Genomic DNA, 26,691 nt, shown 5'->3' with positions numbered 1-26,691 from the left:
ATCCGAAAACGCGGGCTGGAAGGCGATTGGCGGTGCGGATATGGCTGGTTTTCAGGCGAGCCCGAAACGCCGTTCCAGCCAGCTTCGCGCCTTGCCGGGTGGCATGGCGCGGATCACGGCGGCGGCGCTGCGGTTCTGCCGGTGCTGGATCTCGGCGATGTGCAGATAGAGCCGGGCGGCACGCCAGCTGCGGTCCGGATGGCAAAGCTCCAGAATTCTGCGCCACACCGCATTGGCATGGCTGGGATGCTCCGCGAAGCAGGCGCCCCAGAGAATCTCAAGCGCGTAGGCCTTCGATGCGTGGGGCTCAATTCGAGAGGCCAGATCAAGGCACTTTTTGAGTTCGCGCTCGGCAAAGACAAGTCGCCCCTGCTTGAACGCTACGCCGATCGGCCACGCCATCACGGCCACCGTGCCATAGGCGTCATGGCATGATGGCGCCTCACGCGCGGCCTCTTCCAGGATAGACAGGGCCGCGCTTGGGTCCGCGTATTCCGCAACCGAGGCGAGAGCCTGAACGCGATACCACGCATCGGGGCAGCCGCGCGCCGCCTGCAGCGCCTTGGCGGTGTCGGTCGGCGCCAACTGTCCCGCCTGCTGACGGCCGATCAGGGATGCATGTGAAGGGCTGGGCGTATGCGGACGGCGCTGTTGCTGCGAAGACATGAAGCTTTGTCGCGGTGCGCGCGGACGCGGTTCGCAGCAAGATTTCCCTCAGAACGCTGCCTGCGTCGCTGTTCCCGCCACCACATACCAGGTCACGAACAGGCCGCAGATCAGGGCGCCGGGCAGGCTGGAGCCGGTCCGCCGCCAGGTGAAGGTCGCGACCACGGCGCAGATCGCCAGTAGCGGCACGAACTGGATGGCGACGATGGTCGACAGCGGCACGAAGCCGGGATCTGGCAGCGGGTTGAACAGCTTTCCGGTCAACCAAAGCGTGCCGTATTGTAATACCAGCAGCACGATGAAGCCCAGCGTCAGCGCCAGGATGTTGGTGAGGTAAAGCCCGGCACGCCCCGCCGCCATGGTCGAGAAATTCCGGTGCAGCACATGCAGCGCCACCACGAAGAAGGCCGTGAACGGCACCAGGTAGATCAGGAAAATCATCGCTTGCTTGGCGCTCATCAGCTTCAGCGCCACGATCCAGAACCGGAAGTCGATCTTGAAGGCGAGGTCGGCCAGCCACAGCGCTGCATAGCCGATCGCGACCGTGGCGACCGCGATCACCACGGACTGGCCGATAATACCGGCCCGGCTGGCCCGCTTGGGCGCAAACGGCATAAGGGCCAGCGTGATCAGGGCGTTGAGGACGGCCCAGACCATGATCTGGTTGGTGATCCCCTGCGGCAGCCAGGCCGACGGTTTTACAAACGTGCCCGCCAACGCAAAGGCCGGATAGTAGGTCAGCGCCGGGATGAACGCGGTCAGGATGAAGGCGGTGGTCCAGCGCCGGCCGCTCGCCGCCGAATGCGCCGGCATGGTGCCGTCGGCGATCTCGGGCAGCCGCAAGCGGGAATACATTTTGGCTTCCAGCAGGGCATCAAAGGCCCCGATCAGGAGGGCGACAAAGCCGAGCAGAGCGATCAGCGTGCCAAGCTCCTTCCGGAACCAGATCTGGTCGTTGGCCGGCAGCGGCGTGCCGCCCTTCAACGTCTTGGCGAACCAGTCGAGGCTGTAGCCGATCGCTTCATGGGAGATGTGCTCGGCCGGGTGGGTGATGGCGGGGGTGTAGAGCACCCGCGCGGTTCCCTGGGCGATGTCGCCATAGACCTTGCCGGGCTCGACCGGCCCCTGGGTGCCGAACATCGCCCACAGTTTTGGGCTCTGGGTGACGTCCCGGGCCCGATCGACGCCCCACATCAGGGTGGAAAATTCCTCGTATTGGGCGAACACCAGCGCCGTGTTCCGCGGCCAGGTCGGGGTGCCGTCGGCGGCGAACGGCTTGCCGGTAGACGAGCCCTCCAGCACCATCGACTTGTAGTCGTTCGGCATCGCGGTCGCCGCCGCCAGTACGGTCCAGCCACCCATCGAATGACCCTCGAGGCCGATATTGGTCTTGTCGACGAAGTCGAGGCTGCGCAGATAGGCCAGCCCGTCCGGACCACCAAACCCGTTGGCGAAGGCGGGCGGGTCGCTATAGCCGTGGCCGGTCTGGTCGAGGGCGAGGACGACATAGCCGCGGCGGGCGAACTCGATCGCAAAACCGTCCTGGGTCTCGCGCGTATTGATGTAGCCATGGACCGCCAGAATCCCCGGCGCCGGAATCTGCGGCGTGGCATTCGCGGGGATGTAGAGCAGGGCACTCATGGTGTTGCCCTTGGCACCCTTGAACCTGACGTCCTGGATCCGGATGCCGCCGGAGGTCTGGGTCAGATGGGCCAGCAGTCCGCCGGCTAAAATGAGGAGGACACCGACAATCGCCAACGACCATCTGCCGCGCATGGACGTCTCCTCTTGAGGCCTCAGCCGTTGAACCGGCCGCCTGTTTGTTTGCAGCTTCGCTTTGAGTGTGATTGTTAGCCTATCCGAAAGCGGCTTGGGTACAAGCCGCGCGCGAGCAAGCCTAATTCAGGCTTTGACCGAACTTCCGGAAACGCTACTAAGCCCGCTATCCGGCTTGGGAATTTTGGCCGCTGTTGTGGCCGATCATCGAGACATGGAATGAGGTTTTGAATCAGGTGCTTCGCATCCTGATTCAAAATCTTCAGAAGTTGAATCAGCTTCCGAACTAGAATCAGAAAGTGACGCAGGATATGTCCGGCTCTGGGACCGATAAAACCAAGTCTGGTTTGGACTTAGCTGGACCTGTTGTGATCCTTGTCGAACCACAGCTCGGCGAGAATATCGGCATGGCCGCGCGAGCGATGGGCAACTTCGCTCTTTCCCGTTTAAGAATCGTGAATCCGCGCGACGGCTGGCCAAACGTCGCTGCGCAACGCGCCGCAGCCGGCGCCGACCAGATTCTGGAACGAGCCGAATTGTTCGACACCGTCGAGCAGGCGGTCGCGGATCTGACGCTGCTGTTTGCCACCACCGCCCGCGCGCACGACCAGGCCAAGCCGGTGGTCGCGCCGTCAGATGCCGCGGCCGAGATTGTCGCGCATGTTGCCAACCGGGCCGCTGGCGGAGTCGGCATCCTGTTCGGGCGCGAGCGATACGGTCTCCAGAACGAGGAGGTCGCGCTCGCCAACCGGATCATCACCTTCCCGGTCAACCCCGGTTTCGCCTCGCTCAATCTGGCGCAGGCGGTGCTCTTGATCGGCTATGAGTGGTTCAAGCTTTCGACCGGCGGCACCCTCCCGTTCGCGATGCCCGAACGGTCCGAGCCGGCGTCCCAGCATCAGATGCAGGCCTTTTTCGACAACCTGGTCCGGGAGCTCGACAAGGTCGAGTTCCTGCGCCCGGCCGAGAAGCGGGAGACCATGCTGGTCAACATGCGCAACATCTTCACCCGGATGGACCCGACCAAGCAGGACATGCACACCCTCCACGGGGTTGTCATGGCGATCGCCGAGGGCCGCAAGGGTCCGGCCAAGGGCGGCGTGCTCGACGGCGAACAGGCGACGAGGTTGCGCGCCCTGCTGGCTGAGCATGGCCAGGCGGCTTCGCCGTCGGAGAGCGGCGGAACCGTCCGTGGCCTGGCCCGATTGCTGCGCCGCAACCCGACCGACGCCGAGCGCATGCTGTGGCAGGCGCTGACCCGCGACCGCCGCTTCGCCGGCCAATTCAAACGCCAGACTCCGATCGGCCGCCACATCCCCGACTTCGTCACCTTCGTGCACCGGGTCGCGATCGAACTGGTCAACTCGTCCGAGTCGGAGGCGATCGTCGCCGACCGTGCCGCGCGGCGGAGCTGGCTGGAGGCGCGCGACTACCGGGTGGTCGAGATGCGGGTGGCGGACGTGGAGAGGGACCTTGACGCCGAGTTGGGGCGGCTGGAGGGCGCGATCTCCAGTTCGACTTGACCGTTGTCGTTGCCGGGACCGCGCGCATACACACGAGCAGGGTACGAAACAACCGAAGGCTGTGACAACGATGCGCTCGATTGCTATTGTCCCCGGCGTGAATTCCGCCTGGGGGCATGATGCCGAAGAGTAAATACCGCGCGCTGGTCGGCGCGGCGACAATTTTGATGACGCTGATCGGTGCGTCGCATGTGTCAATTTCGAGTGTCCGCGCGGAATTGCCCCCGGCGGCGAAGTGCAACGGCGGTGCTGTCAGCCTGGACGATCGCGTTACGGCTTGCACGGCCGTGATCGAAGCGGCGACGGCCATGATGCCACACGTGATCGTTGCACACTTTCAGCGCGCCCGGCTTTATCTCGAGAAGGGAGAGGCGGACCGGGGGATCGCCGACTACAGTCGGATACTCGAACACGATCCGAACAATATGCGTGCCCGTCTTGGCAGAGCATCTGCCTACAGCGGGAAGCGCGACCTGGACGCAGCGTTCGCCGATTACGCGAAGGCCGTCGAACTCAATCCAAAAGATGTTTACGTCTATCTGGGACGGGCTAGCGCCTATCTGGCCAAGGGAGACATTGACGGCGCGATCGCCGACTATGGCCGCGTCCTTCAGCTTCATCCCGAAAATTTCACCGCATTTGTCAACCGTGCCTACGCCTACACTCTCAAGGACGAGCCGGACCGCGCCACGGCTGACTGCAATCGTGCGATCGCGATCAGCCCGGAGCACCACATCGGTCGATACTGCCGCGGCCAGGCTCACATGGCCAAGGGCAACATTGACCTTGCATTGGCCGAATTCAATCAGGCCATTCAGCTCAATCCAAGGGATACCCGGTCCTATGCTTTCCGTGCCAACGTCCTTGGCGCCCGAGGGGACCTCGAACAGGCGCTGAACAGTATCAAGCAGGCAATCGAACTTGCCCCGAACGATTTCCGTCCCCATCGCTGGAAAGGGTTCATCCACTTTCAGGCCGGGATGTTGTCGGAAGCCTTCGATGATCTCGGCCGAGCGTACGAGCTCAATCAGAAGGATCCCTATACGCAGCTGTGGCTCGATCTCGTGCGGCAGAAGAGTGGCCAACCGAACCAGCTTAATGAGATCGCCAGGCAGCTTGACATGTCGCGATGGCCGGCTCCGATCGTCCGCCTATTTCTGGGCGAGATGGAGCCGGAGGCCGTGCTCGCGGCCGCGGACGATGCCAACGCTCGGAAAAAAAGAGAACAGGTCTGTGAAGTAAATTTCTACTCGGGCGAATTGGCACTGCTGCGAGGCGCAAGAGAAGAGGCCAAGCGGCTTTTCCAGTTCGCCGCCGCTGAATGCCCCAAAGACTTTATTGAGTGGCAAGCCGCCAACGCTGAGCTCAAAGCAATCGGGACGGCCCCGTGATTGGTGCTCAACTTACCGCGATCCAGATCGCCTCTAGCTGGCGCCGCCAAGCCGGAGGACTATCTCGCGAGCTTCAAGATCAGGAAGTCATCGTAAACGCCGTGGACCTTGTCGCGCGCGGGGCTGAAATCCCGAGCGCCTTCATGCGCGACGCCAGCGTGGTCGGCTTGAGGTCGAGCAGCGCGGCGGCGCCGCCGGCGCCGAACACCTTGCCGTTGCAGGCGGTAAGGGCGGCCAGAATGTTGGCGCGCTCGTGATCGCGCATCTCGGCTGACGTCATGACGGCCGGCCGCACGTCGCTCTTCTGGCGGCTGGCGCTGGCTGGCGAATGCGCGCCGACATTATCCGGCAGATCGATCCGCAACCGTCCATTTTGGGAAAGGATGGCCGCGCGCTCGATCACGTTCTGCAGTTCGCGGACATTGCCGGGCCAGTCGTAACGCTGCAGCCGCCGCGCATCGCCTTCCGACAGCCGCAGATCGGACTTCAGCTCGTTGCTCTCGCTCATCAGGAAATGCTGGGCCAGCAGCGGAATGTCCTCGCGGCGGTCGCGCAGCGGCACCGATTCCACCGGGAAAACGTTGAGCCGGAAATACAAATCCTCGCGAAAACGGCCGCGCTGCACTTCCTGCTTCAGGTTCCGGTTGGTGGCGGCGATCACGCGCACATCGACGGTGCGGGTGCGCTCCTCGCCGACACGCTCGAAATTGCCCTCCTGCAGCACACGCAGCAGCTTGCCCTGCAGTTCCAGCGGGATTTCGCCGACCTCGTCGAGAAACAGGGTGCCGCCATCGGCAAGTTCAAACCGGCCAATGCGATCGCGCACCGCGCCGGTGAAGGCGCCTTTGACGTGTCCGAAGAATTCACTCTCGAACAGTTCGCGCGGGATCGCCGCGCAATTGACGCGGATCAGCGGCCGGTCGCGGCGGTTGCTGGCTTCATGAATGGCGCGCGCGATCAATTCCTTGCCGGTGCCGGACTCGCCGGTGATCATCACGGCGGCCGTGGTCGGTGCGACCAGTTTGACCTGGCGCAGTGTCTTCTGGATCGCCTCGCTCTGGCCGATGATGCCGCGCGGGTTGGTCTCGATCCGGATTTCTTCCTGCAGATAGGCGTTTTCCAGCTCCAGCCGCTCGCGCAAGCGGTCGACTTCGGCTAGCGCGGCGTGCAGTTTTTCGTCGGCCTCGCGGCGGTGGCTGACGTCGCGAAACACGATCACGGCGCCCACCACCGTGCCGCGGTCACGGATCGGCGTCGATGTGTACTCCACCCAGACCGGAGAGCCGTTCTTGCGCCAGAACACCTCGCCATCGACGTTGTGGATCGCGCCATCGCGGAACGCCGCATAGATCGGACAGTCCTCGTCGGGGTAATGACTGCCGTCATGGTGGCTGTGGTGAACGATCGGATGGATCGCCTTGCCGACCAGTTCCTCGGCGGTCCACCCCAGCATCCTTTCCGCGGCCGGATTGACGAAGGTGGTCTTGCCCTCGGCATTGACGCCGTAGATGCCTTCGCCGGCGGCGCGCAGGATCAGCTGGTTCTCGCGCTCGATGTCCTGGAACACCCGCTCGACGCGCTGCCAGGCGGCGAGGCCGCCGCGCATATGGTCCTCGGCGGTGGCATCGACATAGCGGCGGCGGCGCTGCTCGAGGTCGCTCATCGTGAGCAGGATCAGCGCGCGTCCGTCATGCGGCAGCATCGATCCCGTATATTCCAGCCGCAGCTTCTGGCTGGTGGCGTGGCGCGGCGTCAGCGCGTTGGTCCAGTAGGCGCCTTTGTCGAGCACGGCCTGGCTGAACACGATCAGCGCAGGCGCTTGCCCGGCATGCAGCGCGCTGAATTTGGTTTCCCGCAGCAGCGTGCGGTCGTAGCCGAGCAGGGTGCAGGCGGCGGGATTGGCATCGATGATCTCGTCGCTGTCGGGGTCGAGCAGCAACGTCGGCTCGACCAGATAGTCGAAGGTGAGGGTGCGCAGATCAGAATCGCGCGGCGTCGCGGCATGCAAATGCGGCGTCGGGTCCATTCCCAAAACTCCGAGAACTCGTAATTTGACTACGATTTTTCGTGTATCACGAATTCTCGTAATCACCAACAATCCGGCTAAAATAGCTGCATTAATTCGGCAAATGCGACCGGATGGGGCTGGCACACTCCTTGCGTAATTGACCTCAGCGTCACGCAGGAGGTTTCATGTCCACGTTCGACAATCCGTTCGATCCCGCCCGCAGACTTCACGCCCAGGGTTGCTGCTGCGGCAAGCACGTTAGCGATGCCGAACATGATGCCGACGGGCAGCTTGCGTCGCAGCCGGCGGTGGCGGCTTCCGAAGAGGCCCGCTTCGAGAACGTGGTCGCATCCGCCGTGATGCGCGCGATGTTTCCGCAGGATGTGGCGCGCCGCGCCTTTCTGAAATCGGTGGGAGCGGCGACCGCCGCTGCCGCGCTGTCGCAATTCTTCCCGCTGAAGACCGCGACCGAAGCCTTCGCGCAAGGCGGGCCGCTGGAAAAGAAGGACCTCAAGGTCGGCTTCATACCGATCACCTGCGCGACGCCGATCATCATGGCCGCGCCGATGGGGTTTTACTCCAAGAACGGCCTCAACGTCGAAGTCATCAAGACCGCCGGCTGGGCCGTCATTCGCGACAAGACCATCAATAAGGAATACGACGCGGCCCACATGCTGTCGCCGATGCCGCTCGCGATCACCATGGGGGTCGGCTCCAACCCGTTGCCCTACACCATGCCCGCGGTGGAGAACATCAACGGCCAGGCGATTACGCTCGCGGTCAAGCACAAGGACAAGCGCGACCCGAAGAGCTGGAAGGGCTTTAAATTCGCCGTCCCGTTCGACTACTCCATGCACAACTATCTGCTGCGTTATTATCTGGCCGAGCATGGCATCGACCCCGATGCCGACGTGCAGATCCGCGCCGTGCCACCGCCGGAAATGGTCGCCAATTTGCGCGCCGACAATATCGACGGCTTCCTCGGCCCCGATCCGATGAACCAGCGCGCGGTCTATGACGGCGTCGGCTTTATTCACATCCTGACCAAGGATATCTGGGAGGGGCACCCCTGTTGCGCCTTTGCCGCATCGAAGGAATTCATCACCTCGATGCCGAATACCTATAGCGCGCTGCTCAAGTCGATCATCGAAGCCACCGCGTACGCGCACAAGGCCGAGAACCGCAAGCAGATTGCGGAGGCCATCGCGCCCGCGAACTATTTGAACCAGCCGCAGATCGTGCTGGAACAGATTCTCACCGGCACCTTCGCCGACGGTCTTGGCAACGTCGTCAACCAGCCGAACCGCGTCGATTTCGATCCATTCCCCTGGCAGTCCTTTGCGATCTGGATCATGACGCAGATGAAGCGTTGGGGGCAACTCAAGGGCGACGTCGACTATGCCGGCATCGCGGCGCAAGTCTATCTCGCGACCGACGCCACCAGGCTGATGAAAGAGGCGGGGCTGACGCCGCCGACCACCACCACCAAGAGCTTTTCGGTGATGGGCAAGACCTTCGATCCGGCCAAGCCCGAGGATTATCTCGCCAGCTTCAAGATCAGGAAGGCTTCGTGATGGCGGGGGCGCAACTACACTTGCCGCTGTCGTCCCGGCGAAGGCCGGGACCCATACGCCGTGTCGTCTCGATTGGGCGTGATGTCAGCGACCTTCTTTCATCACCACTGCCGCGGAGTATGGGTCCCGGCCTTCGCCGGGACGACGTGTTGAGAGATTTCGCCCAATGACCTCCTCCCTTCGTGTCCGCGCGGCAATCGTGTCGATCGCGCTGTTCGCCGCGTTCCTCGGCATCTGGCACATTTCGACGCGCGGCACCGGCACCGTTGCCAACATGACGCCGGAATACGCCAAGCTGATGGGCCTGACCGCGACCGCCGGCAAGTCGGCGATGCCGGGACCGCTCGATGTCGGCGCCAAGCTGTGGGAGCACCTGAAGAGCCCGTTCTACGATAACGGGCCGAACGACAAGGGGCTCGGAATCCAGCTCGGCTATTCCATCGCCCGCGTCGCCCTTGGATATTTCCTGGCTGTGATCGTCGCGATACCGCTCGGCTTCCTGATCGGGATGTCGCCGCTGTTCAGCAAGGCGCTCGACCCGTTCATCCAGGTGCTGAAGCCGATCTCGCCGCTGGCCTGGATGCCGCTCGCGCTCTACACCATCAAGGATTCCAGCATTTCGGCGATCTTCGTGATCTTCATCTGCTCGGTATGGCCGATGCTGCTCAACACCAGCTTTGGCGTCGCGGCCGTACGCAAGGAATGGATCAACGTCGCCCGCACGCTGGAAGTTGGCACCGTCAGGCGCGCCTTCACGGTGATCCTGCCGGCGGCGGCGCCGACCATTCTCACGGGCATGCGGATCTCGATCGGCATCGCCTGGCTCGTGATCGTCGCGGCCGAGATGTTGGTCGGCGGCACCGGCATCGGCTACTTCGTCTGGAACGAATGGAACAATCTCTCGATCACCAATGTCATCATCGCCATTCTCCTGATCGGCATCGTCGGCATGCTGCTCGACCAGATCCTTGCGCGGTTCACGCGCATGGTCACGTTCCCGGAGTAGAGCGATGACCGACAAGTTCATCTCGATCGAAGGCATCGCGCGGCGTTATCCCGGCGCCGATGGCGGCCAGATCAGCGTGTTCGAGGACCTCTGGCTGTCGATGTCGCGCGGCGAGTTCGGCTGCGTGATCGGCCATTCCGGCTGCGGCAAGACCACGGTGCTGAACATTCTGGCCGGCCTCGACGAGCCCAGCGAGGGCGCCGTCATCGTCGACGGGCAGGCCATTGAGGGCACCAGCCTCGACCGCGCCGTGATCTTCCAGAGCCACGCGCTGCTGCCGTGGCGCACGGTGCTCGGCAATGTCTCCTATGCCGTCACCTCGAAATGGCGCGACTGGGACCGCGCCAAGGTGAAGGCGCATGCGCAGAAGTTCATCGATCTGGTCGGGCTGACCGGCTCCGAGCATAAGCGCCCGTCGGAATTGTCTGGCGGTATGAAGCAGCGTGTCGGCATCGCGCGGGCGCTTTCGATCACGCCAAAAATCATGCTGATGGACGAGCCATTCTCCGCGCTCGACGCGCTGACGCGCGGCACGCTGCAGGACGAGGTGCGCCGCATCTGCCTTGAGACCGGGCAGACCGCGTTCATGATCACGCATGACGTGGATGAAGCGATCTATCTCGCCGACAAGATTTTCCTGATGACCAACGGCCCCGGCGCAGTGCTCGCCGAGATCGTGGAAAATCCGCTGCCAAAGGATCGCGGCCGCATCGATCTGCACCGCCATCCCTATTACTACGCGCTGCGCAACCACATCGTCGATTTCCTGGTCAGCCGCAGCAAGACCTTTGCGGCCACGGTAACCAACCACGATCCGCGCAACGTGCCGATCGTGCGGCCGGGCCTGAGCGAGCCGACCATCGTCGCGTCACCGAAAATGATCGAGACCAGCCCGGCTCAGACGATCGCCCGTTAACATTCACCAGGAGACGAGACATGAAACGCGAAGACCTCACCGAAAAGCTGCTCGACATCAAGCGCGAGAAGGGTTGGAGCTGGAAGCACATCTGCGAACAGATCGGCGGCTATTCCGAGGTGCTGATCGTCGGCGCCATCCTCGGCCAGATGAAGCTGACAAAACCGCAGGCGGCGAACGCCGGCGAACTGTTCGGGCTGTCGAAGTCGGAAGTAGCGATGCTGAACGAAGTGCCGATGCGCGGCACCGGCACGCCGATGCCGCCGACCGATCCCCTGATCTATCGCTTCTACGAAATGGTGCTGGTCAACGGCCCGGCGTGGAAGGCGCTGATCGAGGAGGAATTCGGCGACGGCATCATGTCGGCGATCGACTTCGACATGGCGATGGAGCGCGTTGCCAATCCGAAGGGCGACCGCGTCAAGATCACGATGTCCGGAAAATTCCTGCCGTATAAATATTACGGCGCTAGCGGCAACGTGCCGGAGTATGGGTTCAAGGAGGGGTGACGCACTCTCCGCCGTCATTGCGAGGAGCAACGCGACGAAGCAATCCATCTTTCCCCGTGCGGAGGAATGGATTGCTTCGCTTCGCTCTCAGGCACAAACGCTACGCGTTTGTTGCCGACAATGACGGGGATGGACCGGTTACTTAAACGCCGCCCTGACTTCCTTGACCGGCGCCATGTCGCGCACATAGGTGAATGCGCCCTGGTCTTTCATTTCGCGGGCGCATTTGAGGAAGGCGGCGAGCGCCACGCGCGCCATCGCGCCGCCGACGCTGATGCGCTTGACGCCGGCGGCGGCAATCTGCGGCACGGTCAATGTCGGATCGGCAAAACCCATCACCAGGTTGAAGGGTTTTCCGACCGAGGACACGACGGTGCGGATGGTGTCGATGTCGTGCACGCCGGGCGAATACAGCACGTCAGCGCCGGCGGCCTCGAACGCCTGCAAGCGCTTGATGGTGTCGTCGAGATCATTATGGCCATACAGCAGGTTCTCGGCCCGCGCGGTCAGCGTGAACGGAAACGGCAGCGCGCGGGCGGCTTCGACCGCCGCATGCACCCGCTCGACCGCGAGCGCGAAATCGTAAATCGGCCGCCGGGGATCGCCGGTTGAATCCTCGATCGAGCCGCCGACCACGCCGGCTTCGGCCGCGCGCGCGATGGCTTTGGCGGCGGTTTTCGGGTCATCCGCGCCGCAATTCTCCAGATCCGCATTGACCGGCAGGTTGGTCGCATCAGCAATGGCGCGGCAATTCTCGATAATGGCGTCGAGGCTGACGGTGGCGCTGCCGAGCGTGTTGGCAAGCCCGAGGCTGGTGGTCGCGAGCGCCTCAAAACCCATTGCCGCAAGCAGCTTGGCAGTGCCGGCGTCCCATGGGTTGGGGATGATGAAGGCGCCGGGCCGCGCGTGCAGGGTGCGGAACAGTTCGGCTTTTTCCATCTGGCTGCGCATCGGTCGTTTCCCTCAACCGGTTGCTTCGCGGCCAAACATAGGAGGCTTCCTCCCATCAGCCTAATTTGTTATTTCTCTTCATATCATCAGCTTTTTGCATGGACCGGAAAATGGACAGCGACGCGCTCAGCACCTTCCTGACGGTTTACCGCCGCGGTGGAATCTCGAGCGCCGCCAAGGCGCTGCACCGTTCGCAGCCGGCGATATCCCGGCGCATCGCGCTCCTGGAGCAGGAACTCGGCATGCCCTTGTTCGAGCGGATCGCAGGACGGACGATGCTGAGCGATGCGGGGCGGGTGATGGTGCCGTACGCAGAGCGAGCGGTCGCCGCCGCGCAGGATGCGGAGAATGCCGTGCGCGCACTGGCGCGGCCGGATTCGGGACCGGTCGCGCTCGCCGTGGTCGGCACGCTGGCGGGCGGCAGGCTGTCGGAAATCCTCAAGCGCTTTGCGGCGGAATATCCCGGTGTCGAACTGAGCCTGCGCACGGCAACCAGCGCGGAGGTCAGCGATCTGATCCGGCGCGGCGAGGCCACCATCGGGCTGCGCTACGACCGCGATCGCTCGCGCGATCTCGATTGCGAGTTATTGCTCGCCGAACGGCTTCAGGTCGTTTGCGCGGCCGATCATCCGCGCGCCGGCCGGCGGGTCGCGAAACTGGCCGATTTGCGCGGCGAACGCTGGATCGCGTTTCCGGTACTGCCGCAGCGGCGCGAGATCACGGCGTCACACGTGTTCGCGCTGTTTCAAACCCATGGATTGGGGGAGGTCGGCTGGACGCCGGTCGACAGCCTCACCGCGCAGAAGCGTCTGGTCGAGGCCGGCCTTGGCATCGCATTGCTCTCGGAGAGCAACGCTGCGGAAGAACTGAAATACGGCTCGATCGCGACCATCCGCGTCGGCGATCTCAAAGCAAGCCAGGACGTCGTGACGGTGACCCGCCGCGGCGGCTTTCTCAGCGCGGCGTCGCGGCGGGTCTTGGAGATTATTCGGGCGGAATACGGCGGGGTGAAAGCGTTGAAGCGATAATTCAAGCCGTCATTCCGGGATGGTCCGTTAGGACCAGACCCGGAATCTCGAGATTCCCCAATTGCGCATCTGAGGGGCGGTGCTTTCGCACCGCCCCGGGGAATGACGCCAGCTTTACGTCCCCGCCTTCACCTGGGCGACGGCGGTCGCCATCAGCTCGTCCATCTTGGCGCGGAGTTCCTGCTCGGTGAGGGCAACGCCCTTGGCCTTGATATCGGCCATAACCTTGCGAAGGACGTCGGAATCGCCGGCTTCCTCGAAATCGGCGGCGACCACCTCCTTGGCGTAGGCAGTGGCGGCGTCGCCGGTAATTCCGAGCTTTTCTGCGACCCAGGTTCCGAGCAACCGGTTACGGCGCGCCTCTGCCTTGAACTTCTGATCCGCATCGAGAGCGAATTTCTTCTCGAAACCTTCTTCGCGCTTGTCGAAAGTGCTCATATTTGAGTTCCAATCCCTGCCAGATGCACGCGGGGGCCGCGTTGTGGCGACCCCGTCGCCTACCTAGATAGAGGGGGCGAATCGGCAAAACAACGGGCCGTTAAGCCGCAGTCTACAGGTATAAGTTGGGCCCAATTGGGCCGTGTCGATTGTGCTGGATAGGCCAATCGGATAGGTTGCCAACAGGCTTGGTTCTTGTTCTGTTTCCAGATGGTTAAGATCAGGTTCCTGGCCTTCACGGCAGCTCCGTCGTGGTCGTAAACCCTTGTCATCCGGAGCACACCAAATTCATGGATTTCAACAAAACACGGTACATCCCTATGAGCCGTCGACGCCGTATTTATGAAGGCAAGGCCAAGGTCCTGTATGAAGGTCCGGAGCCGGGAACCCTGATCCAGCACTTCAAGGACGATGCGACCGCGTTCAATGCCAAGAAACATCAGGTGATCGAGGGCAAGGGTGTCCTCAACAACCGGATTTCGGAGTACCTGTTTCAGCACCTCAACGACATCGGGGTGCCGACCCATTTCATCCGCCGCCTCAACATGCGCGAGCAGCTGATTCGCGAGGTCGAGATTGTGCCGCTGGAGGTGGTGGTGCGGAACGTGGCGGCGGGATCGCTGTCGCAGCGCCTCGGCATTGAGGAAGGCACCCAGCTGCCGCGCTCGATCATCGAGTTTTATTACAAGAACGACCAGCTCAACGACCCGATGGTCTCCGAAGAGCACATCACCGCATTCGGCTGGGCGACGCCGCAGGAAATCGACGACATCATGGCGCTCGCCATCCGCGTCAACGACTTCCTGACCGGGCTGTTTCTGGGCATCGGCATCCGTCTGGTCGATTTCAAGATGGAATGCGGCCGCCTGTTCGAGAACGAGATGATGCGGATCATCGTCGCCGACGAGATCTCGCCCGACTCATGCCGGCTGTGGGACATCAAGTCGAACGAGAAGCTCGACAAGGATCGTTTCCGCAGGGATCTCGGTGGTCTCCTGGAGGCCTATACCGAGGTCGCAAAACGTCTGGGTATCCTGATGGAGAACGAGCGGCCGGCGGGTACGGGTCCGGTGCTGGTGAAGAGCTGATCGGTCACCTCATCCTGAGGTGCTCGCCGGCTTCGGCGAGCCTCGAAGGATGGAGATGAAATACAAGGTCGTCCTTCGAGGCTCGGGCTTCGCCCCCCGCACCTCAGGGTGACGTCCTGAATATTGGGCCAAGAATATGAAAGCACGTGTTACCGTTACCCTGAAGTCCGGCATTCTCGATCCGCAGGGCAAGGCCATCGAAGGCGCGCTGAAATCGCTCGGCGTCGACGGCGTCGCCAGTGTCCGTCAGGGCAAGGTGTTCGACATCGAGCTATCAGGCTCGGACAAGGCCAAGGCCGAGGCGGCGTTGAAAGACGCCGCCGACAAGCTGCTGGCGAACACCGTGATCGAGAATTATCGGGTCGAACTGCTCTAGGCGCTCTCCATGAAATCAGCCGTTCTCGTCTTCCCTGGCATCAATCGCGAGCGCGACATGGCGCGCGCACTCAAACTCGCGTCGGGCAACGAGGCCGCGATGGTCTGGCATGCCGAGACCGCGCTGCCCAAGGGCACCGATCTCGTGGTGGTACCCGGCGGGTTTTCCTACGGCGACTATCTGCGCTGCGGCGCCATTGCGGCGCGTGCGCCGGTCATGGACGCGGTGCGGGATTTTGCGGCCAGTGGCGGCCTCGTGCTCGGCGTCTGCAACGGTTTTCAGATCCTCTGCGAAGCCGGGCTGCTTCCCGGCGTATTGATGCGCAACGCGCGGCTGAAATTCATCTGCAAGGATGTGCACCTGCGCGTCGAACGCTCCGACACGCCGTTCACACGCGGCTACAATGCAGGCCAGGTCATCCGCGTGCCGGTCGCGCATGGCGAAGGCAATTACGAGGCCGATGAAGAGACGGTGAAACGGCTCGAAGGCGAGGGGCGGGTGCTCTACCGCTATTGCTCGGCCGACGGCGTGGTCGACGAGAACTCAAACATCAATGGTGCCGCGGAATCGATCGCCGGCATCGTCAGCGAGCGCGGCAATGTGCTCGGCATGATGCCGCATCCGGAAAACCACGTCGAAGACATCATGGGCTGCACCGACGGTCGCGGGCTGTTCGCCGGCCTCGTGGCGCATTTGGAAAAAGCCGCGTGATTGCCGATAGCGTTTTCAGGCGAAGCGGGAACCGGTTCGCGTGAAGAAAACGCGTCACAGTAAAATGACGAAGTGGCTGCTGGCGGTCATTGCGTCGCTGTCTTTCGTCACGAGCGCCCACGCGCAGGATTATCCAAAACGTCCCGTCACGATGATCGTGCCGTTTGCGGCCGGCGGCACTTCGGACGTGATCGCGCGCGTGGTTGCCGAAGAGATGGCCAAGCCACTCGGACAGCCGATCGTGATCGAGAATATCGTGGGCGCCGGCGGCTCGATCGCGCTGGCGCGGGCGGCGCGCGCTGAAGCCGATGGTTACACCATCGCGATCGGCAATGCCGGCACCAGCGCAGCGACCTATACGATCTATCCGAAACTGTCGTTCACGCCGGACTCCTTCGTGCCGATTGCGATGGTGGCGAAGACCTTCGGCATCGTCGCGCTGCGCAAGGATTTCCCGGCGAAGAATCTTCAGGAATTCATCGCCCACGCGAAGAAAAATCCCGGCAAGATCAATCTCGGACATGCCGGCGTCGGCTCGTCGAATTTCCTGATCTGCAAGAGCTTTGCGCAGGCCGCCGGCATCGATGTCACGCTGGTCGGCTATCGTGGCGCGGCGCCCGCGCTGACGGACGCGATCGGCGGCCAGATCGACGGCGTCTGCGATGCCGCAGCTTCCGTGTCGCAGGCGATCGACGACAAGCTCGTCAGGGCAATGGTGGTCGGCTCGACGGTGCGGCTCGCGACCTTGCCGGAACTGCCGACGTCCGCGGAAGCGGGGCTTCCCGAATTCGAGGCGCAGGGTTGGAACGGCCTGTTCGCCCCAAAAGGCACGCCGCCGGCGATCATCGCGAAATTGAATGCCGCGGCGAAGAGCGCGGTGGAGAGCGATGCCGTCAAGAAGCGCTTTCACGATCTCTCGACCGTTGCCCCCGATGCCAATGAGCACACCCCCGAAGTGCTGCAGCAGCTCGTGACGCGCGACGTCGAGAAGTACCGTAAGCTGCTGGAAGAGAAGAAGTAGCGCGCCACTACGACACCCATACGATAAGCGGCTTGTCGTGGACTACCGCTTCCGGAATCGCCACGGGATAACCGAGGCATAACACCGCAACCGGCGCCAGCGTGGCCGGAATTCCCAGCTCCTTCCTTACCTCTGGCGTGCTGAGCCAGAGCATCGGCGAGCCGACCCAGCACGTTCCCAATCCGCGCGCATGCGCTGACAGCATCAGGTTCTGACCGGCGCGGCAACAATCTCCTACCGGTCCGGAAATGATGACGACGACCGGCGCGTCCCAGAAGATCTTGAAGCCGGGCCGTTCGATCCAGTCCCAGCCGGGTTCGTCGGGATGATGGTCTCTCGCATAGTCCATCGCGCGCGCGCCACAGGCCGCGATGCGCTCGACGCCCTGCAGGACATTGAAAGCCCAGGGGACCTGACCGCGAAACGGCGGCGGCGCCTGTGCGGCATCCTCAATCACGCTTTCGATCAGCTCGGGCTCAACTGGTTTGGGATCATAGGAGCGCACCGACCGGCGCCCGTGGATCGCTGCAATGACGTCCATCTCGCTCTCCCCGGTCTCGATATTTCCGCGGAGCATACGCGAATTCTGAGGCCCAATCTGCGGGCACGGGCTTCCAGCCATTCCGCCGCGAACGTGTCCGGCTGGCCTGAAATTTGCTCCTGCATCCTCTGGCTACCCGCTGAACGCGGACTTTCCGATCGTCGGACGGAGGATTGTCATGCTCATCAAGCTTTCCCGTACCTTTGCGCTTGCGGCCGCTTTGCTGTCGTACCAACCGGCGATAGCCGAAACTGCGCTGCGCATCGCGATGACGGCGTCCGATATCCCGACCGCAACGGGAATGCCAAATAATGGCTTCGAAGGCATGCGCTTTATGGGGTATCCGATCTTTGAAGGGCTGGTGCTGTGGGATTTGACCAGAACCGACCGGTTGGCGACCCTGCGGCCCGGGCTCGCGGAGAAATGGGAGCAGGACCCAGCCGATAACAAGACGTGGATCTTCCATCTGCGCCGCGGCGTGAAATTCCACGACGGCACCGATTTCAATGCGGATGCCGTGATCTGGAACCTTGATCGCTATTTCAACAATAGCAGCCCACAATTTGAGCCGCCAAGCTCGGCAATTTCGCGGGCCCGCGTCCCTATCATGGGCAGCTACAAGAAGGTCGATGGCGACACCGTCGCCATCACCACGACCAAGCCGGCGTCTTACTTTCCCTATATGGCGGTTTACCTTCTGTTCACGTCGCCTACGTCGTTCGAGAAGGCCGGCCGGGAGTGGGCCAAGGTCGCGACGTTGCCCGCTGCAGGCACCGGTCCATTCCGCATCACCAAGGTCGTGCCACGGCAGGAAGCCAATCTCGCCCGCTGGGATAAATACTGGGACCCCAGCCGGATGGCGAAGGTCGACAACGTCGTGCTGATGCCGATCCCCGAAGCGAATTCGCGGCTGGCTGCGTTGCGCGCCGGCCAGGTCGACTGGATCGAAGTGCCGCCGCCCGATGGTCTCGCCTCACTGAAATCGGCGGGCTTCACCATCACGACCGGCTCATATCCGCATGTCTGGCCCTGGTTCTACAACATCGGCGCGACCAACAGCCCTTTCAAGGACGTCAGGGTTCGCCAGGCTCTAAACTATTGCATCGATCGTGAAGGGCTGGTGTCGCTTCTCAACGGGACCGCGGAGCCGTCGGTAGGCTGGCTCAAGGCCAGCGATCCCGATTTCGGAAGCCCGGTCAACCGCTACAAGTTCGACGCGGCCAAAGGCAAAGCCCTGCTTGCCGAAGCGGGATACACACCGGCGAAACCGTTATCGTTCAAGGCGCTGATCTCGAATTCCGGTTCGGGCCAAATGTTGCCTTTGCCGATGAACGAATTCCTGCAGCAGAACCTCAAAGAAAATTGCGGGGTGAATGTGGAAGTCGGCGTGATCGAATGGCAGGTTTTGTTGACGGCGGCCCGAGCCACACCCGATCATGCAAGCCTGCAGGGGGCGATGGTGCTCAACATCAGCTCGCCATCGTCAGATGCCGGTGTCATGGCGCGTTACTTTGCGGCGGCCAATTTTTCGCCGAACGGATTCAATTTTGAGCAATGGAAGGACGATGATTTCGAGGATGCGCTCAAGACGATTTCCGAGGCGACTGATCCGAAAGCCATCTCGGCCGCCTATCGCAAGGCGCACGAACGCATCGTCGATAATCCTCCCTGGCTTTTCATCGTCCACGATCTTAACCCGCGTGCGATGAGCCCGAAGGTCAAGGGTTTCGTCTCGCCGCAGTCGTGGTTCGTCGATCTCACCCTGGTCAATTTGCAGTAGAGAAGCGTCCGGTTCATTGCCCGCGCCAACGTGCCGAGCGCAGCCTTCTACCGGCCGCGCAACCGGTCGATCCACTTGCCATAGCGATCGCCGGGAATGGTCATGGCGGCGACGCCGGCCATCACCAGTACCAGTCCAAGCGCCAGATTCGCCGGCACGGATTCGCCGAGCAGCAGCACCGAGAGACCGACGCCGATCGGTATGCGCAGATAACCTTGCGCGTTGGTGGTAAGCGTGCCGAGCCGGCTCAGGCACATATAAAACAGCATCAGCCCGAACGCGCTCGAGAAGATGCCCATTGCGACGGTCGCCGCCAGGGCTTCCGCCGTCGGCTGCAAGGTCCAGGGGTGATCGACGATCAGCGATGCCGGCAGCAGCACGAAGCCGCCGAACAGCAGTGAGCCCGCCGCCACCACCATCGGATCGTAGTCGGTCAGCCGCAGCCCGAAGATGGTGGCGCAGGCAAAGGAGAGGGTGGCGACAAGGATGACGATTTCGGCGAACACGTCCTTGCTGAGACCACCGAGCGCGTCGAGCCCGATGATCGCGGCCGTTCCGGCGAGGCCGAGGATGGCGCCAACCAGCTTCAACAGCGTCGCCGGCTCGTGCCGCGTGATGCCCCAGGTGATCAGGAAGGCAAAAATAGGCGTCGTCGAGGCCAGCACCACGGCGCTGGATGCCGGCACATATTGCTGCGCCCAGGTGATCATCAAAAACGGGATGGTCGAGTTGATGCTCTGCTGGAAGGCGAACAGCTTCCAGGCCTTGGCATCGATCGGGAGACGCAATCCGCGCGCGTACAGGACGACGAGAAGGAATGCGGCCGCGATCAGCGAACGGGCCGAGATGAAGGTGATCGGCGGGATCGAGCCGAGGCCGATCTTGGTCAGCGGATAGGTCGAACTCCAGCAGCACGCCAGCGCCAGCAGCAAGGCATAATCGCGCCAGCTGTGCTTCCCCGGGGGAATGCTAGGTGGCAACGGCGCCTGCGTCCGTCGGTGGCTTCCGCTTTACCCGCTTGATGGTGCCGGAAAAGGTGAACAGCGACCGCTCGCCTGATTTCAGCACCCCGCGCAGGAAGATCAGGGAGCCGCCGGCGCGGGTGATCTCGCCCTCGCATTCGATCAGTTCGCCTTCGTGTGCCGCATCGAGGAATTCGCAGCCAAATGCGACCGTCACTCCCGACCCCTGCAGCACCGGCGAGGCCAAGGCGAACAGGCAGTAATCCGCAAAGGTCATGAAGCAGCCGCCATGGACGTTGCGCTGGCCGTTGAGGTGTTTTTTCTCGACTCGGAAGGCGCAGCGGACCCGGCCGTCTTCCTCCACCCGGTGCCAGAACGGCCCGCTATTGGTCTCGAAATTGTCACGGGTCCAGGTGCGCCAGCCGGCGAATTCGCCCTCGGTTTCAACGTACAGGTCGGGACGTTTGACGAAGGGGGTCGTGGAGAGGTCATTCACGAAATGGGGCCTTCCTTTGCGGGTTTAAGCCCTTAAATCCGATCCAGGCGTGATGTGCAAACGCCGATCCCGGCTGGCCTGCCGTAAAGCTCTGGACAGGGCGGAAATGCGTCCTAAAAGGCCTTTTCGCAGCCCCCCGATCTTCCTATTAAGGGACCCATGAACGAGCCCCAGATCACCCCCGAACTCGTCGCCAGCCATGGTCTCAAGCCGGACGAGTATGAGCGCATCCTCAAGCTGATCGGCCGGGTGCCGAGTTTCACCGAACTCGGGATTTTTTCCGCGATGTGGAACGAGCACTGCTCGTACAAATCCTCGCGCATCCATCTGCGCGGACTGCCGACCAAGGCGCCCTGGGTGATCCAAGGCCCGGGCGAGAACGCCGGGGTGATCGACATCGGCGACGGCCAGGCGGTCGTGTTCAAGATGGAGAGCCACAACCACCCGAGCTATATCGAGCCCTATCAGGGCGCGACCACCGGGGTCGGAGGCATTTTGCGTGACGTGTTCACGATGGGCGCGCGCCCGATCGCGTGCCTCAATGCGCTCTCGTTTGGCGCGCCGGAGCATCCCAAGACCCGGCATCTGGTGTCGGGCGTGGTCGCCGGCGTCGGCGGTTACGGCAATTCGTTCGGCGTGCCGACGGTTGGCGGGCAGGTGCGTTTCCACACCCGCTATGACGGCAACATTCTGGTCAACGCGATGGCCGTCGGCCTCGCCGACACCGACAAGATCTTCTACGCCGCGGCCTCCGGCGTGAACATGCCGATCGTCTATTTGGGATCCAAGACCGGCCGCGACGGCATTCACGGCGCGTCGATGGCGTCGGCCGAATTCGATGATGATTCCGCCGAGAAGCGCCCGACCGTGCAGGTCGGCGATCCCTTCGCGGAAAAGCTGCTGCTGGAAGCCTGCCTCGAAATCATGGAAGCCGATTGCGTGATCGCGATCCAGGACATGGGCGCGGCCGGGCTGACCTGTTCGGCGGTCGAGATGGGCGCCAAGGGCGATCTCGGCGTCGATCTCAATCTCGATGCCGTGCCGACGCGCGAAACCGGCATGAGCGCCTATGAGATGATGCTCTCGGAAAGCCAGGAGCGCATGCTCATGGTGCTGAAGCCCGAGAAGGAACAAGAGGCCGAGGCGATCTTCCGCAAATGGGGGCTCGATTTCGCCGTCGTCGGCTACACCACGCCGAGCAAGCGTTTTGTGGTGAAGCATGGCGGCGACGTCATGGCCGATTTGCCGATCAAGGAATTGGGAGACGAGGCGCCGCTGTACGACCGGCCGCATGTCGCATCCGCATTGTTGCCGGTGGTGCGCGCGCAGGACGTCAAGCCGCCGATCGGCATTTCGGCCGCGCTGGAAAAGCTGATAGCGACGCCCGAACTGTGCTCGCGGCGCTGGGTCTGGGAGCAGTACGACCACGTCATCCTCGGCAATACGGTGCAGCGCCCGGGTGGCGACGCCGCCGTCGTGCGGGTGCAGGACGGACCAAAGGGGCTTGCGCTCACGGTCGACGTAACGCCGCGTTATTGCGAGGCTGATCCGTTCGAAGGCGGCAAGCAGGCGGTGGCCGAGGCCTGGCGCAACATCACGGCGGTCGGCGGACGGCCGCTCGCGATCACCGACAATCTGAATTTCGGCAATCCGGAACGGCCCGAGATCATGGGTCAGTTCGTCGGCTGCCTGAAGGGTATTGCGGAAGCCTGTCGTTCGCTCGACTTCCCCGTCGTGTCCGGCAACGTCTCGCTCTACAACGAGACCAACGGCCGCGGCATTCTGCCGACGCCCTCGATCGGCGGCGTCGGGCTGCTCGACGATTTCACCAAGTCCACGACGCTCGCCTTCAAGGCGGCAGGCGAGGCGATCCTCTTGATCGGTGACACCCAGGGCTGGCTCGGTCAGTCCGTCTATTTGCGCGATGTCTGCGGCCGCGAAGAGGGCGCGCCGCCACCGGTGGACCTCGCCGCCGAAAAGCGCAATGGCGACGTGGTGCGCGGCATGATCCACGCCGGCACCGCAACCGCGGTGCATGATGTTTCCGACGGCGGACTCCTGATCGCGCTCGCGGAGATGGCGATTGCGAGCGGCATCGGCGCGCAATTGCTGGCGGCACCGGCCTCGATCGTGCCGCACGGCTACTGGTTCGGCGAAGACCAGGCACGCTACATCGTGACGGTGCCGGCGGCCGATGCCGGACTGGTGCTGGCGAAGATGAAGGGCGCCGGGGTGCCCTGCGCGCGGATCGGCACCACCGGTGGTGATGCAATTGCGGTGGCCGGTGAAGCACCGGTCGCGGTGACGTCGCTCAATACGGCGTTCGAAAGCTGGCTCCCGGCTTATATGAGCGGCAAGGCGTCTTAGCGCCGCTCTTTCCACGTCATTGCGAGGAAGCGAAGCAATCCATTTCGCCGCTCGCCGAGAGATGGATTGCTTCGTCGCTGCGCTCCTCGCAATGACGGTGTTGAGCGACCTGTTGCTACAACACCCGCTTCGCGCCCGGAATCTGCCGCAGCGCGCGCGTCAGCGCCCAGCTGAACGCGACCGTCAATACGAATCCGATGGGGGCTTTCACGGTCGCAGGCATATTGTAATCGAACAGCCAATACTGCAGCCACAGCGCGATCGGATAGTGCACCAGGAACATGCCGTAGGCGTCGCCCTGCATCGGATCGAGGACGCTCTTGCCGGAGTGGGCGAACCGCAGGAAATAGGCCAGGATCAGGAACAGGATGGCCACGCTGAAGACGGTGAAGCAGATAGCATAGGCCCCTTCATACCAGTCGGGCAGGTCTGCTGGATTCCCCAGGTTTTCGCGCTTGATGGAGATCAGCACCCACATGAGGTAATACGGAACGATCGCCAGGATCATCCAGTCCCAGCTGACCTTCGCCATCCGGCCGTCAGCCGCGAGCAGCCCGCGGTCCATCATCGCAACGCCGATGCCGGCGCCGAAAAAGAAGTAGGTTGCGTAGAGCATCACGCGCCCGTGCTGGACGGAAAACGGCCCGAACTCGAACCAGCTGCCTGCTCCGTAGTAAATCCGCCCGGGAATGTAGAACGCAGCGGTGACGGCAAGCATGACCGCAAAGAACACCGCAGGCCGGCGGCGGCCGTGCAGCGAGAGGCGATTGATCGGATCGAGCAGGTTGGGTGACAGCCGATACAGCAGGCAGGCAACCAGGTCGAAGCCGAGCAAGACCCAAAGGAACCAGATCGGTCCGCTCGGCCAGGGTCCGACGGTGACGGTTTTCCACCAGAATGAAGCGAAGCTGACCTCGGGATGCTGACGCAGGGAAATGGCGTAATAGGCGATCGGAATGACGGTCAGCGCGCAGATCGCGAATGGCAGGGCGAGCCGAAACAGGCGATCCTGCAAATAATTCAGCGGTCCCTTTCGCGCAATGCCGGACCATGCGAACAGGCCAGACAGGAAAAAGAACATCGCCATGAAGAAACTGTCGGTGGCGAGCACGATCATGTCGAAGCCGAAGAATGACTTCGGGTCGGTGTGACCGTAGTAGGTATACGGGATGACGGCGTGGTGCAGCAGCACCACCAGCGTCAGGAAGGTGCGGGCGCGATCAAGCGAAAGATTTCGCGTTTTGACTTTCGGGACCGTCTGAACGTCGGCATGGCCCACGGTGGAAATCGATGTCATGCGCCCCTCCCGGCCAGGCTGTTTGCTCGGAGTGTTGCAGCCTGGAACCCGATTCAGCAAGGGCTATCGTCAAACCTCGCAGCGCGGCATCGTCGCTCATTCGGTAAAAGTGTCGCGAACATGTGGCTGAAGACGACCAGTAATTTCGTCACGTGGCAAGAGTGCGAAGCGCGGCCTCGCGACGGATGCACCCGAGCATCCGCACCCCGCCAAGCCGGATCAGGCCATCAGACGACTTCCTCGATCTTCACCTTGTCCGGATAGAACGCCAGATGACCGGCGATCTCTGCCATCGCCGGGAACGGCGTCTCATAGGTCCAGATCGAGTTCTCCAGTGTCTTGCCGTCGGCGTTGATGCTGAAATAATTCGCGTCCCCCTTATAGGGACAATGCGTTGTCCGCTCGGTGCGGGCCAACAGCGCCATATTGACGTCGCTGCGCGGCACATATTGCACCGCCGGATAGCTCGCCTCCTTGAGAGTGAGGGCCTGGGTGGTGTCGGCGATGACCACGCCGCCGGCCGAAACCCGGACGCGCTTGGGATTGGCCGCAATCGTGATCGGATGGTCGGGACCGGGAAGTTTCATGGTTCTTTGCCTCTTTTTGGGTCAGCCGGATGTGACCGGACGCCTCAACCTGAAAGGTTTAAAAGGTTTGAACCCGGGATATAGTGCCGGGCGGGATGACCTAGAAGGGCGTACGCGCTAGGTTCGGCCGTCACGGTCGCGAGAGCTGGCCGTGATTCGCAACATCTGATGGAGACATGCTGGAATGCCGATGGACGCCCACGATATCGAATCGATGATCAAGGCAGCCATACCCGATGCCGAGGTGACGATCCGCGATCTGGCCGGCGACGGCGACCACTACGCCGCGACCGTGATTTCAGAGTCCTTCCGCGGCAAGTCGAGGGTCCAGCAACACCAGATCGTCTACCAGTCGCTCAAGGGACAAATGGGCGGCGTGCTGCACGCGCTGGCGCTGCAAACCGGGGTGCCTGGCGGACCTGGGGTGCCGGAAGGCTAGTTGAACCAGCGGGGCGCGCCGATGACGGCGGATGCACACGGTGCGCTGTTCCGACCGATCGTGCCGAACCAGCACAGCCGGGTGACCTACGCCGAGCTGTTCTTCGACCTCGTCTTCGTCTTTGCGGTCACCCAGATCTCGCACAGCCTGCTCGGCCATTTCACGCCATCAGGCGCGCTGCAGGTCACGATGCTGTTCCTCGCGGTCTGGTGGGTGTGGGTCTACACCTCCTGGATCACCAACTGGCTCAATCCCGAAAAGACCCCGGTCCGGCTGCTGCTGTTTGCGCTGACGCTCGGCGGGCTCGTGCTCTCCACCTCGATCCCGAAGGCGTTTGACGACCGCGGGCTGTGGTTCGCGTTGGCCTATGCCGCGATGCAGGTCGGCAAGACCGTGTTCCTGTGGGTCGCGACGCCACCGTCGCGTCCCCTGGCGCGGATGAATGCGATCCGCATCACGTCGTGGCTGGCGTTGTCGGCGGTGTTCTGGATCGCGGGTGGCTTTGCGAAGGGCGAAACCCGGCTGGTGCTGTGGGGGATCGCGCTCGTCATCGAATATCTGTCGCCGGCGGTGCGGTTCTGGATACCCCGGTACGGCGCGTCTTCGGTCGCCGATTGGGTGATCGAGGGCGGCCACATGGCCGAACGCTGCGCGGGGTTCATCATCATCGCGCTCGGCGAATCCATCATCGTGACGGGTGTTACTTTTGCCGAGCTGACCTGGACGATCGAAAACGTCGCGGCCTTCGTGTCAGCCTTTGTCGGCACCCTGGCGATGTGGTGGATCTACTTCAACAAGGGCGCCGAAGCGGGATCCGAGGAGATTTCAAAATCGAGCGAACCGGGGCGGCTGGCGCGGCTCGCCTATACTTACCTGCACATGCCGATCGTGGCCGGGATTATCGTCACGGCAGTGGCCGACGAACTCGTGCTGAAGCACCCGGGCGGTCATTCCGATCTCAGGACGGTCCTGAGCGCGACCGGCGGACCGCTGCTGTTCCTGATCGGGACGATCCTGTTCAAGCACAGTTTTCGCGGCTTTCTGCAGCTCTCGCACGGTGTCGGTATTATCGTGCTGTGCGGGCTGGCCTGGTTCGCGCACGACCTGTCGCCGCTATCGCTCTCGTTGCTCACGACCGCGATCATGGTGGTGGTCGCGGTGTGGGAATCAATCTCGCTCAGGTCCGACACGCCGGAGTAACGGCGTGTGCCGGTCGCGTGACCGGCACGCCATCGCGAAC

Annotated in this window: 25 protein-coding genes; 15 read left to right on the top strand and 10 right to left on the bottom strand. The window is 62.7% G+C overall.

Annotation, left to right across the window (positions count from 1 at the left end):
- Nucleotides 1-51: 51 nt before the first annotated feature.
- Together JQ629_RS16975 and JQ629_RS16970 are read right to left on the bottom strand one after the other, a co-directional pair.
- Nucleotides 52-666: a hypothetical protein gene (locus tag JQ629_RS16975; RefSeq protein WP_212413644.1), complete on the bottom strand. Its 615-nt coding sequence runs from the start codon at nt 664-666 to the stop codon at nt 52-54.
- A gap of 48 nt (nt 667-714) precedes the next feature.
- Nucleotides 715-2,442, bottom strand: coding sequence for an alpha/beta hydrolase family protein (locus JQ629_RS16970; RefSeq protein ID WP_212413643.1), 1,728 nt, complete (start codon nt 2,440-2,442; stop codon nt 715-717).
- 311 nt (nt 2,443-2,753) lie between these two features.
- Between JQ629_RS16970 and JQ629_RS16965 the strand changes: the two genes are divergently transcribed.
- Nucleotides 2,754-3,965, top strand: a complete 1,212-nt coding sequence (locus JQ629_RS16965) for a TrmJ/YjtD family RNA methyltransferase (RefSeq protein ID WP_212413718.1) — start codon at nt 2,754-2,756, stop codon at nt 3,963-3,965.
- Nucleotides 3,966-4,084: 119 nt separating this feature from the next.
- Nucleotides 4,085-5,356, top strand: a complete 1,272-nt coding sequence (locus tag JQ629_RS16960; protein ID WP_212413642.1) for a tetratricopeptide repeat protein — start codon at nt 4,085-4,087, stop codon at nt 5,354-5,356.
- 79 nt (nt 5,357-5,435) lie between these two features.
- Here JQ629_RS16960 and JQ629_RS16955 read toward each other — a convergent pair whose 3' ends face one another.
- A complete protein-coding gene (locus JQ629_RS16955) occupies nt 5,436-7,382 on the bottom strand; it encodes a sigma 54-interacting transcriptional regulator (RefSeq protein ID WP_212413641.1) in 1,947 nt (648 codons plus the stop codon).
- A gap of 167 nt (nt 7,383-7,549) precedes the next feature.
- Between JQ629_RS16955 and JQ629_RS16950 the strand changes: the two genes are divergently transcribed.
- From JQ629_RS16950 to cynS, 4 genes are all read left to right on the top strand, one after another.
- Nucleotides 7,550-8,938, top strand: a complete 1,389-nt coding sequence (locus tag JQ629_RS16950) for a CmpA/NrtA family ABC transporter substrate-binding protein (RefSeq protein WP_212413640.1) — start codon at nt 7,550-7,552, stop codon at nt 8,936-8,938.
- A 166-nt stretch (nt 8,939-9,104) separates the two neighbouring features.
- The gene (gene ntrB, locus JQ629_RS16945) at nt 9,105-9,944 is read left to right on the top strand and encodes a nitrate ABC transporter permease (RefSeq protein WP_212413639.1); all 840 of its coding nucleotides are present in this window, start codon (nt 9,105-9,107) and stop codon (nt 9,942-9,944) included.
- A gap of 4 nt (nt 9,945-9,948) precedes the next feature.
- Nucleotides 9,949-10,860 carry an ABC transporter ATP-binding protein gene (locus tag JQ629_RS16940; protein ID WP_212413638.1) on the top strand — a complete coding sequence of 304 codons (912 nt, stop codon included), beginning with the start codon at nt 9,949-9,951 and terminating at the stop codon, nt 10,858-10,860.
- A 20-nt stretch (nt 10,861-10,880) separates the two neighbouring features.
- Nucleotides 10,881-11,369: a cyanase gene (cynS, locus tag JQ629_RS16935; protein WP_212413637.1), complete on the top strand. Its 489-nt coding sequence runs from the start codon at nt 10,881-10,883 to the stop codon at nt 11,367-11,369.
- Nucleotides 11,370-11,507: 138 nt separating this feature from the next.
- On the opposite strand, the gene JQ629_RS16930 is transcribed toward cynS, so the two are convergent.
- A complete protein-coding gene (locus tag JQ629_RS16930) occupies nt 11,508-12,320 on the bottom strand; it encodes an isocitrate lyase/PEP mutase family protein (RefSeq protein ID WP_212413636.1) in 813 nt (270 codons plus the stop codon).
- A 110-nt stretch (nt 12,321-12,430) separates the two neighbouring features.
- Between JQ629_RS16930 and JQ629_RS16925 the strand changes: the two genes are divergently transcribed.
- Nucleotides 12,431-13,348, top strand: coding sequence for a LysR family transcriptional regulator (locus JQ629_RS16925; RefSeq protein ID WP_212413635.1), 918 nt, complete (start codon nt 12,431-12,433; stop codon nt 13,346-13,348).
- A 114-nt stretch (nt 13,349-13,462) separates the two neighbouring features.
- Here JQ629_RS16925 and JQ629_RS16920 read toward each other — a convergent pair whose 3' ends face one another.
- Nucleotides 13,463-13,786, bottom strand: coding sequence for a DUF1476 domain-containing protein (locus JQ629_RS16920; RefSeq protein ID WP_212264377.1), 324 nt, complete (start codon nt 13,784-13,786; stop codon nt 13,463-13,465).
- A 320-nt stretch (nt 13,787-14,106) separates the two neighbouring features.
- Between JQ629_RS16920 and purC the strand changes: the two genes are divergently transcribed.
- The 4 genes from purC to JQ629_RS16900 all read left to right on the top strand — a co-directional run bounded on the left by purC (nt 14,107) and on the right by JQ629_RS16900 (nt 16,982).
- Nucleotides 14,107-14,874 (top strand): phosphoribosylaminoimidazolesuccinocarboxamide synthase, encoded by a 768-nt coding sequence (gene purC, locus JQ629_RS16915; RefSeq protein WP_171708996.1) that lies wholly within the window; start codon nt 14,107-14,109, stop codon nt 14,872-14,874.
- Between the two features lie 136 nt (nt 14,875-15,010).
- A complete protein-coding gene (gene purS, locus JQ629_RS16910) occupies nt 15,011-15,250 on the top strand; it encodes a phosphoribosylformylglycinamidine synthase subunit PurS (protein WP_028349990.1) in 240 nt (79 codons plus the stop codon).
- Between the two features lie 9 nt (nt 15,251-15,259).
- The gene (purQ, locus tag JQ629_RS16905) at nt 15,260-15,961 is read left to right on the top strand and encodes a phosphoribosylformylglycinamidine synthase subunit PurQ (RefSeq protein ID WP_212413634.1); all 702 of its coding nucleotides are present in this window, start codon (nt 15,260-15,262) and stop codon (nt 15,959-15,961) included.
- Between the two features lie 64 nt (nt 15,962-16,025).
- Nucleotides 16,026-16,982 carry a tripartite tricarboxylate transporter substrate-binding protein gene (locus tag JQ629_RS16900; protein ID WP_212413633.1) on the top strand — a complete coding sequence of 319 codons (957 nt, stop codon included), beginning with the start codon at nt 16,026-16,028 and terminating at the stop codon, nt 16,980-16,982.
- Nucleotides 16,983-16,989: 7 nt separating this feature from the next.
- Here JQ629_RS16900 and JQ629_RS16895 read toward each other — a convergent pair whose 3' ends face one another.
- Nucleotides 16,990-17,523 (bottom strand): nitroreductase family protein, encoded by a 534-nt coding sequence (locus JQ629_RS16895; RefSeq protein WP_212413632.1) that lies wholly within the window; start codon nt 17,521-17,523, stop codon nt 16,990-16,992.
- 178 nt (nt 17,524-17,701) lie between these two features.
- Between JQ629_RS16895 and JQ629_RS16890 the strand changes: the two genes are divergently transcribed.
- The gene (locus tag JQ629_RS16890; RefSeq protein ID WP_212413631.1) at nt 17,702-19,303 is read left to right on the top strand and encodes an ABC transporter substrate-binding protein; all 1,602 of its coding nucleotides are present in this window, start codon (nt 17,702-17,704) and stop codon (nt 19,301-19,303) included.
- Nucleotides 19,304-19,350: 47 nt separating this feature from the next.
- Here the strand turns inward: JQ629_RS16890 and JQ629_RS16885 are convergent, their stop codons facing one another.
- Together JQ629_RS16885 and JQ629_RS16880 are read right to left on the bottom strand one after the other, a co-directional pair.
- A complete protein-coding gene (locus JQ629_RS16885) occupies nt 19,351-20,283 on the bottom strand; it encodes a DMT family transporter (protein ID WP_212413630.1) in 933 nt (310 codons plus the stop codon).
- Entirely contained in the window at nt 20,273-20,761 is a 489-nt protein-coding gene (locus JQ629_RS16880) for a PaaI family thioesterase (RefSeq protein WP_212413629.1), read from the bottom strand. The genes JQ629_RS16885 and JQ629_RS16880 overlap by 11 nt, the downstream gene beginning before the upstream one ends.
- Nucleotides 20,762-20,920: 159 nt before the next feature.
- Between JQ629_RS16880 and purL the strand changes: the two genes are divergently transcribed.
- On the top strand, nt 20,921-23,128 hold the full coding sequence (gene purL / locus JQ629_RS16875) for a phosphoribosylformylglycinamidine synthase subunit PurL (RefSeq protein WP_212413628.1): 2,208 nt from the start codon (nt 20,921-20,923) through the stop codon (nt 23,126-23,128).
- 115 nt (nt 23,129-23,243) lie between these two features.
- Here purL and JQ629_RS16870 read toward each other — a convergent pair whose 3' ends face one another.
- Both JQ629_RS16870 and JQ629_RS16865 read right to left on the bottom strand, forming a co-directional pair.
- On the bottom strand, nt 23,244-24,425 hold the full coding sequence (locus JQ629_RS16870) for an acyltransferase family protein (RefSeq protein ID WP_212413627.1): 1,182 nt from the start codon (nt 24,423-24,425) through the stop codon (nt 23,244-23,246).
- A gap of 227 nt (nt 24,426-24,652) precedes the next feature.
- Nucleotides 24,653-25,012 carry a DUF427 domain-containing protein gene (locus JQ629_RS16865; protein ID WP_212413626.1) on the bottom strand — a complete coding sequence of 120 codons (360 nt, stop codon included), beginning with the start codon at nt 25,010-25,012 and terminating at the stop codon, nt 24,653-24,655.
- Nucleotides 25,013-25,196: 184 nt separating this feature from the next.
- On the opposite strand from JQ629_RS16865, the gene JQ629_RS16860 reads away from it, so the two are divergent.
- Nucleotides 25,197-25,451: a BolA family protein gene (locus JQ629_RS16860; RefSeq protein ID WP_065750297.1), complete on the top strand. Its 255-nt coding sequence runs from the start codon at nt 25,197-25,199 to the stop codon at nt 25,449-25,451.
- Nucleotides 25,452-25,472: 21 nt separating this feature from the next.
- Nucleotides 25,473-26,651 carry a low temperature requirement protein A gene (locus tag JQ629_RS16855; protein ID WP_212413625.1) on the top strand — a complete coding sequence of 393 codons (1,179 nt, stop codon included), beginning with the start codon at nt 25,473-25,475 and terminating at the stop codon, nt 26,649-26,651.
- Nucleotides 26,652-26,691 lie beyond the last annotated feature (40 nt).

The organism is Bradyrhizobium sp. AUGA SZCCT0222 (assembly GCF_018130205.1).
Taxonomy (GTDB): domain Bacteria; phylum Pseudomonadota; class Alphaproteobacteria; order Rhizobiales; family Xanthobacteraceae; genus Bradyrhizobium.
This window is presented reverse-complemented; position numbering and strand designations above follow the sequence as displayed.

Coding starts and splice junctions, on each gene's coding strand:
- JQ629_RS16975 (WP_212413644.1), bottom strand. CDS start 666: ATGTCTTCGCAGCAACAGCGCCGTCCGCATACGCCCAGCCCTTCACAT.
- JQ629_RS16970 (WP_212413643.1), bottom strand. CDS start 2,442: ATGCGCGGCAGATGGTCGTTGGCGATTGTCGGTGTCCTCCTCATTTTA.
- JQ629_RS16965 (WP_212413718.1), top strand. CDS start 2,754: ATGTCCGGCTCTGGGACCGATAAAACCAAGTCTGGTTTGGACTTAGCT.
- JQ629_RS16960 (WP_212413642.1), top strand. CDS start 4,085: ATGCCGAAGAGTAAATACCGCGCGCTGGTCGGCGCGGCGACAATTTTG.
- JQ629_RS16955 (WP_212413641.1), bottom strand. CDS start 7,382: ATGGACCCGACGCCGCATTTGCATGCCGCGACGCCGCGCGATTCTGAT.
- JQ629_RS16950 (WP_212413640.1), top strand. CDS start 7,550: ATGTCCACGTTCGACAATCCGTTCGATCCCGCCCGCAGACTTCACGCC.
- ntrB (WP_212413639.1), top strand. CDS start 9,105: ATGACCTCCTCCCTTCGTGTCCGCGCGGCAATCGTGTCGATCGCGCTG.
- JQ629_RS16940 (WP_212413638.1), top strand. CDS start 9,949: ATGACCGACAAGTTCATCTCGATCGAAGGCATCGCGCGGCGTTATCCC.
- cynS (WP_212413637.1), top strand. CDS start 10,881: ATGAAACGCGAAGACCTCACCGAAAAGCTGCTCGACATCAAGCGCGAG.
- JQ629_RS16930 (WP_212413636.1), bottom strand. CDS start 12,320: ATGCGCAGCCAGATGGAAAAAGCCGAACTGTTCCGCACCCTGCACGCG.
- JQ629_RS16925 (WP_212413635.1), top strand. CDS start 12,431: ATGGACAGCGACGCGCTCAGCACCTTCCTGACGGTTTACCGCCGCGGT.
- JQ629_RS16920 (WP_212264377.1), bottom strand. CDS start 13,786: ATGAGCACTTTCGACAAGCGCGAAGAAGGTTTCGAGAAGAAATTCGCT.
- purC (WP_171708996.1), top strand. CDS start 14,107: ATGAGCCGTCGACGCCGTATTTATGAAGGCAAGGCCAAGGTCCTGTAT.
- purS (WP_028349990.1), top strand. CDS start 15,011: ATGAAAGCACGTGTTACCGTTACCCTGAAGTCCGGCATTCTCGATCCG.
- purQ (WP_212413634.1), top strand. CDS start 15,260: ATGAAATCAGCCGTTCTCGTCTTCCCTGGCATCAATCGCGAGCGCGAC.
- JQ629_RS16900 (WP_212413633.1), top strand. CDS start 16,026: ATGACGAAGTGGCTGCTGGCGGTCATTGCGTCGCTGTCTTTCGTCACG.
- JQ629_RS16895 (WP_212413632.1), bottom strand. CDS start 17,523: ATGGACGTCATTGCAGCGATCCACGGGCGCCGGTCGGTGCGCTCCTAT.
- JQ629_RS16890 (WP_212413631.1), top strand. CDS start 17,702: ATGCTCATCAAGCTTTCCCGTACCTTTGCGCTTGCGGCCGCTTTGCTG.
- purL (WP_212413628.1), top strand. CDS start 20,921: ATGAACGAGCCCCAGATCACCCCCGAACTCGTCGCCAGCCATGGTCTC.
- JQ629_RS16870 (WP_212413627.1), bottom strand. CDS start 24,425: ATGACATCGATTTCCACCGTGGGCCATGCCGACGTTCAGACGGTCCCG.
- JQ629_RS16865 (WP_212413626.1), bottom strand. CDS start 25,012: ATGAAACTTCCCGGTCCCGACCATCCGATCACGATTGCGGCCAATCCC.
- JQ629_RS16860 (WP_065750297.1), top strand. CDS start 25,197: ATGCCGATGGACGCCCACGATATCGAATCGATGATCAAGGCAGCCATA.
- JQ629_RS16855 (WP_212413625.1), top strand. CDS start 25,473: ATGACGGCGGATGCACACGGTGCGCTGTTCCGACCGATCGTGCCGAAC.